This window comes from Acidithrix ferrooxidans (assembly GCF_000949295.1).
Lineage (GTDB): Bacteria > Actinomycetota > Acidimicrobiia > Acidimicrobiales > Acidimicrobiaceae > Acidithrix > Acidithrix ferrooxidans.
Window position 1 is genome coordinate 39,412 of the sequence record NZ_JXYS01000081.1, and the last position, 15,286, is coordinate 54,697.

Here is a 15,286-nt window from a genome sequence, read left to right on the forward strand (position 1 = left end):
TCATCCTTTGCGCCTCAGTTTGGGCGTCGGTGGAGACGTATCGGACCGAACGGTATAGACGATGAATATCATTATTGCGGCTGTTGCATGGCGAGCGAGCGATACGCTCACCGTTTTTGCTGTAGTCGTTCTTATAGCTGCGTCCGGCTTTGTTGCTCTGGCTGAGACCTCGTTGACTCGCATAACAAAGGTTAAAGCCTCCGTTCTCGCGGAGCAGAATCGACGTGGAGCCAAGGATCTTTCAAAGTTGATTGAAGAGCCCGGCAAATTTTTGAATGCGATTTTGTTGACCGGATTGGTTTTTCAACTTGTAGCTGCCACGCTGGTCGGAGTTATAGCCGCTCGTCTTTTTGGTGCCCTAGGTGTGAGCGTAGCCATAGTCTTTGAAGTTATTGTAATTTTTATTGTCGCAGAGGCTATCCCAAAAAATTACGCTGTTCACCATGGAGAACGTGCCGCACTGTTTTCCGCCCCTATCGTCTCTTTGTTGGTGCGGTTTCCACTTGTTAGAGGGGCTTCGATGGTCGTCTCTGGTATTACGAATGCACTTTTGAAGGGGCAGCCATATTCTACAATGGGAAATGTCTCAGAGCAGGAGTTGCTTGCTATGGCAGATGCGGCTGCCGAAGATGAGGCAATCGAGGATCAAGAGCGAGAAATTATTGCGTCGGTTATTGAATTTGGCGATACCGTTGCACGTGAAATTATGGTGCCTCGCGTAGATATAGTGGCGGCTGATCAAACTTCCACTATTGACTTCGTATTGTCGCTGGCGTTAGAAAAAGGAGTCTCGAGACTTCCAATTTACGATCACAACTTAGACAATATCACTGGAATAGTTATGATTAAAGATCTGGTTCGCGCTAGTAGGAGCGGACAGCGTTTGGCTTTGGTGGCTACAATAACACGAGGCGCTCGATTTGTCCCAGAGACCAAACCAGTCCTTGCACTTTTACGCGAGATGCAAGCCGGTAAGTATCACCTAGTTTTGGTGGTCGATGAATATGGCGGTACCGCGGGTCTAGTGGCAATGGAAGATCTGATTGAAGAACTCGTCGGAGATATTGTTGATGAATTCGATCTCGAAGAGGATGAAGTTGTTGAAATTCGTCCTGGTTGTTATCGAGTGAAGGCTACTAAAAGTGTTGATGAATTGAATGAAGAGTACTCTCTTTCTCTTCCTACAGGTGATTGGGATACGGTAGGCGGCCTCTTTTTGCAGCTTCTCGAACACCTCCCGAAGGTTGGAGAGGAAGCTACCAGTGGAAAGTACGCCTTGATCGCAGAAAATGTAATAAGAAATCGTGTTGTCACCATTCGTCTTGAGATCCGTGATGGCCCATCTGGCGATTCGGGGATTTGAATATGACTTTTGATGATTACAGATCTGGTTTTGTTGCGATAATCGGTCGACCCAATGTGGGTAAGTCCACCTTGATCAATTCTCTTGTCGGCAAGAAGATCTCTATCGTTTCCACCAAACCGAACACGACTCGAACAGCGATTCGTGGAATTATAAGTGGGGACGGCTATCAAGTCGTCTTAGTCGATACGCCGGGAATCCATAAGCCGAGATCCCGTCTTGGTGCTCGATTGAATAACACAGCAACAGATGCTATGAGCGATGTGGATTTGGCAGTTGTCGTGGTGGATGCGTCGGCTTCGATGGGTCCTGGCGACGAGAGAGTTTTGGCAAGTGCCCCTCCGGGTAGCTTTATCGTCTTGAATAAGGTGGATCGGGCTTCCAAGAGTGCAATTATGGATCGCCTTTTAAGGTTGAGCTCCTACAACATGGAAGAATATTTTCCCATTTCCGCCAAGACCTTAGAGGGTGTAGACGAACTTCGTGAGGCGATAGTTGCCAAGATGCCAAGCGGGCCACCATACTATCCACCAGGTGTGGTCTCAGATACGACTGAGACAGAGTGGATTGCAGAACTTGTTCGAGAGGCTTTGCTGGAGATATTGCGAGAGGAACTGCCACACTCGCTCGCCACAATGGTGACCGAGGTTGAGGAGTCCTATATTCGCTGTGAGATATTTGTAGAGAGGGACTCTCAAAAGGGTATTGTGGTCGGACACAGGGGTTCCAACTTGAAAGAGGTGGGCATTCTGGTCAGAAAGAGCTTGCCTCCAAAGATGTACCTGGAGCTTGTGGTGAAGGTTGCCAAGGATTGGCAATCTCAAAATCGCTATCTTGATGAGTTTGGCCTTTAGCACTTCTAATTGGATTGCAAAGAAAACTTATGGAGTCCAATCAATAAAAATCTATTTTTCAATGAGATACGCTCCTTGGCCAACTTTCATCTTTTAGTGTTATATTTCCAGAGAGATCGCGGTCGTTGTTTGGATTGAAATCGCGGATGTGTTTTAGACTCTCTCCTTGAGTGGGTATCTGAATTTTCAAAAAGGCTAAAGCTGTTTTTGATTTAGAATCAACAGTCGCGATCTATTTGGATCTTCCCGTTGGATTGTTTAGGAGCTCGAATGGAAAACGGAGCGGTTATCGAGGCTGTCTGCGGGCGATTTGTAGGTCGTGGAAGTGGAACGTATCCAACGATCGCTGATTTTGAATACAATGAAATAACGATCTTTTCGCTATCTAAAAAGGGATTTATCAAATACTCCCAAGGGACTACATCGATTGGAGACGATACTCCAATGCATCAAGAGATGGGGTACCTTCGATTGGGAGCAGATCAATCCGTTGAATTTCTAGTCGTTCAGCCGACGGGATTGACCGAAGTTTCGGTTGGGTCCGTCGCTATTTTAGGCGATGGAAGCGTTGAGATCTCAAGTGGTTGCGTTCCGATGTCATCACCAAGTGCTAAGGCGGTGCGACGAATTGAGAGGAAATTTACCTTCGACTCGCTGGGCCTGGCCTATTGGATCTCGATGGCGACGAATGACGTCTTTCTCTCTCATCATCTATCTGGGGTTCTTACCCGAAAGGTGAGTGTCAATTGACCTTCGATCCTAATTGTGATTCGGATTCAGATGTGACGCTCTCTTGGCTGGATAAAGGCCGAATTCCACGGCACGTGGGTTGTGTAATGGATGGCAATGGTCGATGGGCCCAGCGGCGAGGTTTACCACGAACCGATGGCCATTCTGCTGGCGAGTCTGCGTTGATGGATACCGTATATGGATGTCTCGAAGTCGGTGTGAGCTGGTTAACCGTTTATGCATTTTCTACCGAGAATTGGAGGCGACCCGCTGACGAGGTTCGATATCTGATGAACTTCAACGAATCCCTGTTGATGCGGCGTAAGGACGAACTTGATGAAAATGGTGTTCGTATAAACTTTGCAGGCAGACGAGATTGGCGTGTGCCCAAGAAGGTTCTTCGCCAGATGGATGAGAGCGCAGATCAAACCAGGGATAACGAGAAGTTAGTTCTCACTATTGCTTTTAATTACGGAGGAAGGGCAGAGATTATTGACGCCGTTCGATCGTTGCTGGATAGTGGAGCTAAAAGTTCAGACATCACCGAGAAGGCTATCTCTAAACACCTATATAACCCAGATGCACCTGAATTGGACCTTGTGATTAGAACGTCGGGAGAATATAGGATTTCAAACTTTCTTCTCTGGGAGATTGCTTATTCAGAGCTGGTCTTCACCGATGTTCTGTGGCCAGATTTTCGTAGAGAAGATCTATATAAGGCGATCTACGAATATCAGGGGCGAAATAGGCGCTTCGGCAAGATTGGATAGAGATGAAGACCATAGCAGCCCTTGGAATCTTTGGAATTTTTGCTTTTTTACTCTTTGCCGCTATTGGTGGGTTTAGACCGGCTTGGATCGTGTTGGTGGTCGTGATAGTCTTTTCCCTCCTATTTAATATCGGACCAAATAGGAAGCGCAAGACAAAATAGATGCCCCTTTATAACGACCAAGCAGTTGTCTTGCGCAATTGGAAACTTGGCGAGGCCGATAAGATCATCTCCTTATACGGTGTGGAGCACGGCAAAATCAGGGCTGTTGCCAAAGGCGTTAGAAAGACAAAGACCAAGTTTGGCGCTCGACTTGAACCGATCAGCTACCTGAAGATTCAGTGTTGGGAGGGTAGCTCTGAACTGCATATCGTCAGCCAAGTTGAGTCAATTGAACTCTTTCCTAGGATAAAATCCGACCTCGAGCTTTTGCGTAAAGGGCTTGCAATAGTAGAAGTCATTGAGGAGTTGATCGGAGATTCAACGGGTGATATTGAGATCTTCAAACTTCTCGTGCGCGCCCTTGATACTCTGGAGCGGCGTGATTCGCCATATTTGCTGAGTGGATTTTTATGGCGGCTTCTACAGGTAGAGGGTGTCTCCCCTGAGCTCTCGTGTTGTGTTGAATGCGGAGAGCCAGAAGGGCTCGAATTTTTCTCTAACTCTGGGTCGGGACTGGTGTGTTCTAGCCACGGTAGCGCTAAGCGGATTTCAAAGGGTGCCATAGAGGTGATCTCCTATATCAGCCAAGGTGAAGTAGCCCGCGCCCTTGCCCTTGGTGATTCGCCAGTGCGATTAGAAGTTGAAGAGTTGGCGATTTCCCAAGTGGAGAATTTGATATCGCATAAGGTTAAGGCCCTTCATCTCGGTTCTTATTAGAAGAGTTCTATTGTTTTGGCATTAGGATCAATTGGATCATGGCTAATGCTGAATTAATGGAAAAGATTGTAAGCCTCTGCAAGAGACGCGGGTTTATATACCCGTCAGCGGAGATATATGGTGGATTTCGTTCCACCTACGACTATGGCCCCCTCGGGGTCGCGATGTTGCGTAATGTCAAGAACCAATGGTGGCATGCCATGGTGGAGCGCAGACGAGATGTGGTTGGCCTTGACGCCTCTATCTTGTCCACGCCAAAGATTTGGGAGGCTTCGGGTCACCTTGCGAATTTTACCGATCCTTTGGTGGATTGTCGTAAATGTAAGGAGAGATGGCGCGCCGATCATATAGATGGCGTCTGTCCCAACTGTGGATCTAGCGACTTGACCCCATCACGCGAATTCAATATGATGTTCAAGACTCATGCGGGTCCGGTCGAGTCAGATGGATCGGTCGCATACCTGCGCCCTGAGACGGCCCAAGGGATGTTCATAAACTTTGCGAATGTTCTCACAACCTCTCGAAAGCGGCCTCCTTTTGGTATAGCTCAGGTGGGGAAGAGCTTTCGCAATGAGATAACGCCTGGGAATTTTGTCTTTCGAACTCGTGAATTTGAACAGATGGAGATGGAGTTTTTCGTTCCGCCTAACGAGGCTCAAACCTGGTTTGAATATTGGTATCAAGAGCGCTTTGCATGGTATCAAGAAAATGGCATACCGAGCGAAATGTTACGCCTACGCCATCACGAAAAAGAGGAACTGTCTCACTACAGCGCTGGAACCGTAGATATTGAGTTTGATTTTCCTTGGGGATGGGGTGAGCTAGAGGGCATCGCCAACCGTACCGACTTTGACCTCAAATCACACCAAAGCGCTTCGGGGGAGAAACTGGAATATTTCGACCAGGTAACAAACAGTCGTTATACTCCCTATGTCATCGAACCTGCTGCTGGTGCGACCCGGGCTATGATGGCCTTTTTGATTGCTTCATACCGAGAAGATGAAGTCGAAGGCGAAGTCCGCGTGGTACTTGGTCTTCACCCTAAAATTGCTCCTATTCAGGTTGCAATCCTGCCGTTGATGAGAAAGGCGCCCTTGATGGAGAAGGCGGGGTCGATCTTCTCAGCTCTTTCGGATAGATTTCTCTGCGACTATGACGACACTCAATCAATAGGAAAACGATATCGACGCCAGGACGAAGTTGGAACACCAGTCTGTCTAACTGTCGATTTTGATTCACTCGAGGATGATACAGTTACATTGAGAGATCGTGATTCGACTAGCCAAATTAGAGCCAAGGTGTCGGATTTGCCGAGTGAGATCGATAAGTTATTTAGCGCTTTTGAGAGATGATTCTTTGAATGCGTATCGTTTTGGCGTCTTTTATTTTGATGGCGCTTTAGCTTCGTAATACCTTATTTTGGAGCTTACGAGATGATATTTATAGTTGACCATAAATCGTTGACCACAATGAATCGCACAACTGAAGCTTTATATGGATTTTGTAATCTCCGGTGATCTTTGATCTCCGGAGATTCCTCATTAGGGTGGTAAATTGGCTGATTGAAACGCTTTTTATGAAAATCAATTCGCACTTTCAGCCAAGGTAGAAGTTGTGTCATCGCATATTTTAAAGCAGTATGGATATATATAGTAGTCAAATTGTATACATTGAAAAATCACCCTTATGGGTGATGATTTTTTACTATCTATTTGACAAAGTTAGTTAGCATAGAGTTGCTATGAATTTTGTTTTTGACTTTGATTTTCACCATGCTAAAGCGCCTAGGGATATGCGAGATCTTTTGGGTGGCAAGGGCGCCAATCTCGCCGAGATGACTTCGGTACTCAAGCTTCCAGTGCCCCCAGGCTTTACGATATCGACACAGGCTTGTCGTGAATATATGCACTCTGGATGGATCCCACAATTTGACCTTGAGATAGATGCAGCGCTTGGTCGTCTCGAGGACAAGATGAAAAAGCGAATCGGAGATCCAACAAATCCACTACTGGTCTCGGTACGTTCTGGAGCAAAGTTTTCAATGCCTGGGATGATGGATACAGTCTTGAACCTAGGGCTTAACGATATAAGTGTCGGTGGTCTGCACGATCAAACACAAGACGAACGCTTTGCCTACGACTCCTATCGACGGTTTATTCAGATGTATGGTCGAATCGTCTTGGGTGTCAAAGGCGAGGTCTTTGATGATCTTTTCGATGCGGCAAAGGATTTGGCGAGTGCGCGTTCGGATTCGCAGGTACCAACAGTTTTGTTATCCTACTTGGTGAACTCATATAAAGAAATCGTACTTCGATATGTAGGAGCTGCCTTCCCTCAGGATCCCAAAGAGCAATTGCGGGGGGCAATTGAGGCGGTATTTCGTTCATGGAACGGCGAGCGTGCGATCGCCTATCGACAACGGGAGGGAATTCCCGACGACTTGGGTACTGCGGTGAACGTCCAGACGATGGTATTTGGAAATCGTGACGATAACTCAGGGACTGGTGTTGGCTTCACGCGTAATCCATCGACCGGTGAGGCCCTCGCGTATGGTGATTTCTTAGTCAATGCACAGGGTGAAGATGTCGTTGCTGGTGTAAGAAACACGGAGCCTCTTTCGGCCATTGCACAGCGTTTCCCGGTTATAGATAAGGAGCTGCGCGAGATCTTTGGTCGGCTAGAACGTCACTATCGAGATATGTGTGATACAGAGTTTACGATCGAGCAGGGCAAATTATGGATGCTTCAGACTCGCGTGGGAAAGAGAACTGGCTTAGCCGCCCTGAAGATGGCTGTCGATATGACCAATGAACCCGATATCGGCCTATCTCGCGAGGAGGCAGTCCTTCGTATTACCTCGGAACATTTAGACCAGGTATTGCATCCGCAATTTACGACAACTGAGGTCGAGGTTATCGCCAGAGGGCTAGGGGCATCTCCAGGAGCCGCCGTTGGAAAGGCCTACTTTAGTAGTGAAGATGTTATAGCAGCTACTCAAAGGGGTGAACGGGCAATTTTGGTCCGCAAGGAGACCTCGCCTGAGGATGTGAGTGGCATGCTGGCCGCAGAGGGTATAGTCACATCTCGGGGAGGACTTGTCTCTCACGCTGCCGTAGTGGCTAGAGGGTGGGGCAAGCCAGCCATTGTTGGTGTGGATTCGATTCACATTATCGGTCGCTCCTTCGTAGCAAACGGCTTTAGTGTGGTTGAAGGTGACGAGATATCACTAAATGGAACGACCGGCGAGGTGATTCTCGGAGCCGTAGAGGTATCAGTCTCTGAGCCTTCTTTTGAATTTGAGATGATTCTTGGTTGGGCGGATGATATTCGTAAGGGTAAGGTTGCGGTTAGAACTAATGCCGATACCGCTCAAGATGCCGCTAACGCTCGTAAATTTGGAGCTGAAGGTATTGGCCTATGTCGTACTGAGCATATGTTTTTAGCTGAGGATAGGCTTCCGATCGTCCGAAGGATGATTTTGGCCGAGACCGAAGCGGATGAGGCAGATGCACTCGAGGAGCTTCGGATTGCGCAAAGGATCGATTTTCGGGAGATCCTGCTCGCCATGGATACTTTGCCAGTTACGGTTCGCCTTCTCGATCCTCCCCTTCATGAGTTTTTGCCTGACACAGAGTTTTTGGCGATCAAAGAGGCTTCGATTGGTCTAACCGAAGAAGAAGGGCGGCTCTACAAGGCAGCTCGCGCTTGGAGAGAGGTCAATCCAATGCTGGGCACGAGAGGCGTTCGCCTAGGGGTTATGAAGCCGGGACTCTATAGCATGCAGGTTAGAGCTTTGATTGAGGCGGCTCGAGATTTGGCCGACAATGGATTTCACCCCAATGTCGAGATAATGATCCCTCTGACAGTCGCTAGGGCAGAGCTTGAGCTAGCTCGTTCGTGGGTTGAAGATGCAATCTCTTCCGAAGGTGACTTTGGAGATGTGGCTATTTCTATTGGGACTATGATTGAGACTCCAAGAGCAGCCATTTGTGCCAACGAAATAGCACAGGTCGCTGAGTTTTTCTCTTTTGGTACGAACGACCTAACGCAGATGACTTTTGGCTTTTCTCGTGATGACGTCGAAGGCAAAATGATGGCGACTTACATAGATCAGGGCTTGCTTCCGTCCAACCCCTTCAAAAGTCTAGACGGTGATGGAGTTGGGGAATTAGTGAGAATTGGTATCGCCAAAGGAAGGCAGGGCCGTCCGTCTCTAAAGGTGGGGATATGCGGAGAACACGGTGGTGATCCCGCATCAATCGATATCCTCGTAGATGCTGGCGTGGATTACGTCTCATGTTCACCATTTAGGGTGCCAATTGCACGTTTGGCAGCCGCACAAGCCGTCCTTCGCCATGGCGTGAGCGATAAATAGTATTATTTTCGCGGAATCGATTCAATGATTTGGTGATAGTAATCCCGCTTGAGTGTTTGTGGGATTGACTCTAGAGCATAAAGCCCAAATTAATGTCTTTTATATCACCTCCAAAGATCCCAAGGCGGGATCTTTGGAGTATTTTTAGGAGACCTCTCATCTATTCTTAAACGTCATTTCGCGTATATCATGAGATTTGAGGCGTAAATTGGAATCGCTCGGACATCCTTTTGAGCGTTGAACGAATAGCTATCTTGTAATTTGAGGGTTCAATTTGTGCCAGTGGATCTGTTACTGTGCGATGGAGTCAATATCGACTTCGCCATGTGCGCTTTGAATAGTTTGGATGAGTTCCGATACGCTTGATCCCATCCCTCCTACTATCGTCCGGAAGCCGTTTTCCTCGAGGAGTTCTTTTGTAATTAGGGCCGATGGTCTTGCTTTTGGATTTGTTACAGACAGTACAACAAAGTCCGGCTTGTCGGTTTTGGCAAAATCGACTAAATCTTGCATTGGTACCTGTGAACCAAGGTGTTGAACGAGCCAGTGGTGAAAACGGAGAGAGGCGGTCGCCATCATAGAGGGTAATTCATGTTCGTCTCCCACGGGTGTGGTTACTACTACTTTACCGTGCGGTCGTCCTCGTCGTTGATATGATGCGGTCTCTAGAATATGGCAGCAAATCCTACTTGCCCTGTGCTCTACGGCGACTGAAAGGCAGCCCGTAGTCCATTCTTGGCCAATTTCATATAGAGCAGGAGCCATCATCTTTTCGATTGCCTCTACGATATCGAGCCCTCCAACCAACAGTCTCTCAAACTGATCTTTGGCATTTGAAGCGCTACCTGTGATCAGGTTGGTGTAGAAGTGTTGAGATAGGACTTCCCAATCTCGAACTTTTGTAACCTCGGGCGGTGGGATTGGAGAATATCGAGCGTCTCTGAATGCCGCTAGGTCGCTTTTGTGAACTCGATAGCGAGTCCCTACCTTCTCCGCCTTGAGGACGCCTTCTCGAATCCAACGGTAAGCCGTCTGGTAATGCACACCTAATATCTCTGCTGCATCCGCCAATTCAACGTATTGCGTCATCACATTCAATTCTACTTTTCAAATGAGTTTTCGCCATGACCTCAAAGTTCATTTGCAGCCATACGACTTTTGATCTTCAGGATGAATACATCAAAATAAAGATCCATTTTTTGTACTGGGTCCTCATCAATGATCGCCCTTATTGTCCTAGTCGTCGGCAGTAAAGTTCGATCTAGGTAGGTTAACTTTTGCTGCTGTTTCAAACTATGGAGTTAATTTTACAAAATTATAACTATAAAAATAGCCAGATTACAGCGTTAGTTGTGACGCAAAGTGAAATTTCTGAATTTTATCTGAATTCGATGGGGTCCGCTTCCAATCTCTTGCTTTGATCGGATTTGAACGCTGCGTCGGCTTCGAAGTTGAAGAGGTCTTATTCTTGGTTTTTGGATTTATAAAACAGTTTTATTTCCTTGGCGTAGACCTCCAATCGATAGCCGAGTGTTCTTTGTAGTCCAAGTTGCTTGCCTACTATTTTGTGCGGTATCTGGAATTGATAGATGCGACAATGGGGTCGAATGTCACAGCTATTTTATGAGTGATGATAACTTCAATGCCTTTCGCATAGACTCATCGGTGTGAGCTAGATTTTGTTTATAAGGTACAAAAGTGTGCCAAGTCACATGGCTTGTGCTCGTATCGTGTCGTATTCATCTTTGTGTGGACCTTTAAAATAGAGTTGCTCCCCTTGTCTGCGGTAGGTGATTTTCTTTGTGCGACTGGGCGTCAACCTGATCTCTTGAAAGCGGTTTTTAGTGTCAATTCCATCCTCTGAAGTGACTGCTGTGTTAGAACGCGTCGACCTGATTGGTTTGGTCTCCGAACACGTGCCTTTGCGTAGAGTCGGGAACCGTTTCGTCGGACTGTGTCCCTTTCACTCTGAGTCCACGCCGTCGTTTTCAGTAAATCCAAAATTAGGCGTTTATTACTGTTTTGGTTGCCAGGTTTCTGGCGATGCAATCTCGTTCGTGCGCTCGATAGAGAAGCTCGATTTCGCAGACGCAGTGGAATATCTCGCTAATCGTGTTGGTATCTCGATAAGTCGTGATTCGGGGGAGGACTCTAAGGCCAAAGGTCGCCTAAAGGTGTTGCGTGAGACGATAAGTAGAGCCAAGGAGTTTTTCGTCGCAAATTTGAATGACGGACCTAACTCTAAGATTGCTATTGACTATTTGGAGAGCCGAGGCATCTCTGCCAAGCTCAGAGATAGATTTCAAATCGGATTGTCCCCAGGTGATTCTCTTGCACTTTCTAGATTCCTAGGAGTCTCTAATGGCCTCTTTAGTGCCAGTGGCTTAGGGTTTGTTGACTCTTATGGCCATCAAAGAGATATGTTTTCGGGAAGGATAGTCTTCCCGATCTTTGATCAATCGAATAATCCTGTGGCCTTTGGAGGAAGGGTTATCCCTGGAGTTGAATACCGTGGAGAATCCGAGCCTGCTAAATATAAAAACTCACCTGAAACCGATCACTATGCCAAAAGGCGTACCTTGTATGGCCTGAATCTATCAAAATCTGAGATAGTACATAAGGATATGGCGATTATATGTGAGGGGTATACAGATGTCGTTGCATTCTTCAAGGTAGGTCTTGAAGTGGCTGTGGCTACGTGTGGTACTGCCTTGACGGAGGAGCACCTCGATCGCCTTAAGAACTTCTCTAAAAATATTGTTTTAGCCTTTGATGGTGATAAGGCTGGGGCGAGTGCAACCGAGCGGATATACGAATGGGAACGTAGATTTGGTTTAAATGTAAGGGTGGCTAGCTTTCCCGACGGGGAAGACCCAGCATCACTTTCGCTCTCATCGCCGGATCTCCTGAGAAAGGCGATCGAAGAGGCTCAGCCATTTTTATCCTTTAGACTCAGGCGATTCTTTAAAGATAGTGATTTAAAGTCAATCGAGGGGCGGGTGAGTACGAGTAATGGCGCCATCAATATTATCTCTGAGCATCCCAATCCTCTTATTCGAGGGCAGTATCTGATGATGATAGCTGACGCTTGTCGGCTAGAGGTTAAAGATTTAGAGCGGCGACTCGAGAGAACTGTGCGTGCTCGCCGTTCACATAGCGAACCAAGTCAGGAACTTGTCAAAGGTGTAAATCAACCAATGGTTTCCCCAGTTCAGCCTCAAGACGACGCCAATGTTGATCTGGCCCCTTTGTCTGAGGATGATTTTGATCAACTTTCTTCGACACTGCCGCCGCGTTATTCTTTGAGCGAACTCCTAGATGGTGAATTTAGACCATACAATGAAGCGATTAGAGCATTGATCGCAAATCCCACAGATTTGGGCGACTATATGCCTCCATTTTTATTTACCCATCCGATACACCTGGAGTTGCGTGAATATTTGACTACATCGAATGGCCTGGAACTACGCCACCAGAGCGATCTTCCCCTAAGCGAAACCGCACGTAGCCTAATGGCTCGACTTTCAGTTGTTCCCTCGGAGATGGATGAGGTCGGTGTGATAGCTCAACTACTCGAACTCCACTGTGATCGCACGGTCGAGGGACTCCTTCGTCGGATCAGAAGAATGGCTCAATCGGGGAACGAGGATGATTTGGTCCTGTTGGAGATCTCTTCGACTATGGCTTTTATTAGGTCAGAGCGAGCGAAATTGCGGGACTCGCTCACTCTTGATGAGGCAGTTGGGACTTTACTGCGATATTTTTGGGAGAATGAGGTGCCAGAGTGAACTCCTTGGCAACCAATTGCAACTCAAGCAATCTTGGGCGAGTCGGGACTTTCAAATGACCGATATGAATACTACCTCAAAGTCCTCCCTTGAATCGGATATCTCCTTGCGTGACTATTTGAAAGAGATATCGAAATATCCACTTTTGAATTCTGAAGAGGAGCTGGAACTGGCCAGTCGGATCGATGCTCGGACTCTAGCGCTGGTTCGCCTTGAAGCCAATGAGCCCCTCGAAGGTGATCAAGAGCTTATAAAACTTGGTGATTTGGCTAAGTTGAAACTTACCAACTCCAATCTTCGATTGGTGGTGTCGATAGCTAAACGTTATCGCTATCGAGGTCTCTCGTTCTTAGACCTTATCCAAGAGGGCAATATTGGGTTGATGCGGGCTGCTGAGAAGTTCGATTACCGAAAGGGCTTTAGGTTTTCGACTTACGCCACTTGGTGGATCAAACAAGCTATTGTTCGATCCATAGGTGAGCAGAAGGGTAATATCCGGATCCCACAGCATATCCTCGACGATCTAAATTTGATTACAAGAATTAAAGGCACTCTAAAGCAGGAGTTGGCTCGGGATCCAACGATGCCGGAGCTGGCGCGTGCTTGCCAGATGCCCCTCGAACATATCGTCGATCTCCTAAACATCAAGTCGGACTCCATCTCGTTGGATCAGAATTTAAAGTCAGACTCCGAAGGGGAAGTCACCTTGATGGACATGATTGAAGATGAGTCATCGGCGAGTCGCTATCTTGGTGTTGAGCAGGAGGATATTAGGGGGCGCTTACGTCATGCCTTGGATGAATTGGGCGATAAAGAGAGGGAAGTTCTTTCGCTTAAGTATGGTCTTGGCTCTGCAGCAGTTCCCATTCGTGACGACGAGATTGCTCGACTAATGGGTGTGTCGAAGGAACGGATTCATCAAATTGAGTCACGTGCTATGCGTAGGGTGAAATTTGGAAATTCCGCGGAAGAACTTCGAGGTCTGATAGACCTTTAACCCTCGAGCTACGATGACTGACCGTTGGTGGATGGTTGGTAACTCGGAGCCCAGGCGAAATTATCTCATAATGTATTTTGAGTGTATTGAAGTTGGGTTCAGCGTGCTAAATTGTAAAGGTACCTTTCCGGGGTAGCTCAATTGGCAGAGCACGCGGCTGTTAACCGCGGTGTTGAGAGTTCGAGTCTCTCCCCCGGAGCTTTTTATTTTTCGAGGTCGTAGATACTTTTTTTGAGCTTGGCAATTGCCAAGCTCAACTTTTATTGCGATTCTTCTTCGGGTTGACGCAAAGCCAACTTTTTCCTCAGGGTTATAGATCCAAGGTATTGACCAATTGGGGCGTTTGTTTGTTTTAAGTGCAATTATCGCTAAAGCCAATGCGAAAGATTTGTCTCGCTCGTGGATTTAATGGCTCTTGGATAAAATAGCAATCGGTTCAAGTGATAATTGCGAAATGGGTATGTGAAGTATGTTTGACGTCTCTTCGATCTTGTCGGTCATGCCAGACAGGAAAGCTCCAAGGATATGTTTTGTCTGCGCTGGAAATATCTGTCGGTCACCTATGGCGGAGTTTGTAGCAGTTAATGTCGCTCTCGACCATGGCATGAGTGCTCAAATCTCTAGTGCTGGGACTGGATCCTAGCATATCGGTCAAGATGCAGATCCTAGGGCACATGAAGCACTTTCACGAAAGGGCTACAGCTCGCATCGCCATAGCGCATCTAAGTTCGAACCTAATAAGTCAAGGGACCTGGATCTAATTGTGGCCCTGGATAACGAGAATTACGACTTTTTGCGTCGGCTAAGTTCCAAGAGATCTTGGAAGGCTGAACTTGTCATGTTACGTTACTTTGATCCGATGCTAAGCGGCCTTCATTGGGAGCCTTCGCATGAGTTCGATGTGCCAGATCCTTATTTAGGCGATAGCTCAAGTTTCGGCGTGCGTCATGAATGAAAGAGGTTGTAAATCATGTAGAAGCTGATAACAATCACACTGCAATGCTACATAGATGATGGAGGTAGGCCCTCCGGGATCGCCTTTTGGGAGGAGATTCCAAACCACCGTACGGGGCATTAGCTAAAGACTGTTGTCCAAAGCGGTACTAAAAAAGTTAGAGCAATGACTCTTTCAGGTATGAGTTAAGAAGACGAGTGAAAACAAACCACTGACGAAGCGTTCGAAATTGGTATGGATGATGTCGAAACCGAGGGACGTCGAACTTTCGGGACAACTTGGAGACTAACCCAATTAGTGCTCCCCTTGGCTATATGGGGGCATCCGGCGTGTAGGTGGCGTGAGCTTAACATCAGGCGTTTATGTGGAACATGAGAACCCAGTCCTAGACGTTCTTGGCTAAGCCCACATGGGCTAAGCCCAAAGATGAGGAAAAACCTACAAGTTGCAGATCAACAAGAGGGAAAGTACCAAATGCCTATGGATTGGGGGCGGACCATCCCGTAGTAGCTACGAAGTCCTTGTAATGAGGATGTAAGCCAAAGAGATGGAGTAAACAGCAGATCTAGTTGTAATT

At 47.2% G+C, this 15,286-nt stretch carries 10 protein-coding genes, 1 tRNA gene and 1 pseudogene; 11 read left to right on the forward strand and 1 reads right to left on the reverse strand.

The window, feature by feature from the left end:
• Nucleotides 1-61: 61 nt before the first annotated feature.
• The 7 genes from AXFE_RS12875 (at nucleotide 62) to ppdK (ending at nucleotide 8,969) form a co-directional block, all read left to right on the forward strand.
• Nucleotides 62-1,363, forward strand: a complete 1,302-nt coding sequence (locus AXFE_RS12875; RefSeq protein ID WP_052606369.1) for a hemolysin family protein — start codon at nucleotides 62-64, stop codon at nucleotides 1,361-1,363.
• Between the two features lie 2 nt (nucleotides 1,364-1,365).
• Nucleotides 1,366-2,217, forward strand: coding sequence for a GTPase Era (era, locus tag AXFE_RS12880; RefSeq protein ID WP_052606370.1), 852 nt, complete (start codon nucleotides 1,366-1,368; stop codon nucleotides 2,215-2,217).
• Between the two features lie 270 nt (nucleotides 2,218-2,487).
• The gene (locus AXFE_RS12885; protein WP_052606371.1) at nucleotides 2,488-2,967 is read left to right on the forward strand and encodes an FABP family protein; all 480 of its coding nucleotides are present in this window, start codon (nucleotides 2,488-2,490) and stop codon (nucleotides 2,965-2,967) included.
• Nucleotides 2,964-3,716: a polyprenyl diphosphate synthase gene (gene uppS, locus AXFE_RS12890; RefSeq protein WP_235347813.1), complete on the forward strand. Its 753-nt coding sequence runs from the start codon at nucleotides 2,964-2,966 to the stop codon at nucleotides 3,714-3,716. Before AXFE_RS12885 ends, uppS begins: the two co-directional genes overlap by 4 nt.
• 161 nt (nucleotides 3,717-3,877) lie before the next feature.
• Nucleotides 3,878-4,594 (forward strand): DNA repair protein RecO, encoded by a 717-nt coding sequence (gene recO, locus AXFE_RS12895; protein ID WP_052606372.1) that lies wholly within the window; start codon nucleotides 3,878-3,880, stop codon nucleotides 4,592-4,594.
• 38 nt (nucleotides 4,595-4,632) lie between these two features.
• Complete coding sequence (locus AXFE_RS12900; protein ID WP_152626083.1) at nucleotides 4,633-5,946, forward strand: glycine--tRNA ligase; 1,314 nt, start codon at nucleotides 4,633-4,635, stop codon at nucleotides 5,944-5,946.
• Between the two features lie 389 nt (nucleotides 5,947-6,335).
• Nucleotides 6,336-8,969, forward strand: coding sequence for a pyruvate, phosphate dikinase (gene ppdK / locus AXFE_RS12905; protein WP_052606373.1), 2,634 nt, complete (start codon nucleotides 6,336-6,338; stop codon nucleotides 8,967-8,969).
• A 291-nt stretch (nucleotides 8,970-9,260) separates the two neighbouring features.
• Here ppdK and AXFE_RS12910 read toward each other — a convergent pair whose 3' ends face one another.
• Entirely contained in the window at nucleotides 9,261-10,058 is a 798-nt protein-coding gene (locus AXFE_RS12910) for a helix-turn-helix domain-containing protein (protein WP_052606374.1), read from the reverse strand.
• Between the two features lie 755 nt (nucleotides 10,059-10,813).
• On the opposite strand from AXFE_RS12910, the gene dnaG reads away from it, so the two are divergent.
• The 4 genes and pseudogenes from dnaG to AXFE_RS18575 all read left to right on the forward strand — a co-directional run bounded on the left by dnaG (nucleotide 10,814) and on the right by AXFE_RS18575 (nucleotide 14,709).
• Nucleotides 10,814-12,757, forward strand: a complete 1,944-nt coding sequence (gene dnaG / locus AXFE_RS12915) for a DNA primase (RefSeq protein WP_052606375.1) — start codon at nucleotides 10,814-10,816, stop codon at nucleotides 12,755-12,757.
• A gap of 55 nt (nucleotides 12,758-12,812) precedes the next feature.
• On the forward strand, nucleotides 12,813-13,754 hold the full coding sequence (locus AXFE_RS12920) for a sigma-70 family RNA polymerase sigma factor (RefSeq protein WP_160291857.1): 942 nt from the start codon (nucleotides 12,813-12,815) through the stop codon (nucleotides 13,752-13,754).
• Between the two features lie 126 nt (nucleotides 13,755-13,880).
• Nucleotides 13,881-13,953, forward strand: a tRNA-Asn gene (locus AXFE_RS12925).
• Between the two features lie 300 nt (nucleotides 13,954-14,253).
• Nucleotides 14,254-14,709: pseudogene (locus AXFE_RS18575) on the forward strand (low molecular weight protein-tyrosine-phosphatase).
• The last annotated feature ends 577 nt before the right edge of the window (nucleotides 14,710-15,286 follow it).

Bases quoted from the DNA above. Each gene is read 5' to 3' on its own strand.
- AXFE_RS12875 (WP_052606369.1), top strand. From the start codon at position 62: ATGAATATCATTATTGCGGCTGTTGCATGGCGAGCGAGCGATACGCTC.
- era (WP_052606370.1), top strand. From the start codon at position 1,366: ATGACTTTTGATGATTACAGATCTGGTTTTGTTGCGATAATCGGTCGA.
- AXFE_RS12885 (WP_052606371.1), top strand. From the start codon at position 2,488: ATGGAAAACGGAGCGGTTATCGAGGCTGTCTGCGGGCGATTTGTAGGT.
- recO (WP_052606372.1), top strand. From the start codon at position 3,878: ATGCCCCTTTATAACGACCAAGCAGTTGTCTTGCGCAATTGGAAACTT.
- AXFE_RS12900 (WP_152626083.1), top strand. From the start codon at position 4,633: ATGGCTAATGCTGAATTAATGGAAAAGATTGTAAGCCTCTGCAAGAGA.
- ppdK (WP_052606373.1), top strand. From the start codon at position 6,336: ATGAATTTTGTTTTTGACTTTGATTTTCACCATGCTAAAGCGCCTAGG.
- AXFE_RS12910 (WP_052606374.1), bottom strand. From the start codon at position 10,058: ATGACGCAATACGTTGAATTGGCGGATGCAGCAGAGATATTAGGTGTG.
- AXFE_RS12920 (WP_160291857.1), top strand. From the start codon at position 12,813: ATGACCGATATGAATACTACCTCAAAGTCCTCCCTTGAATCGGATATC.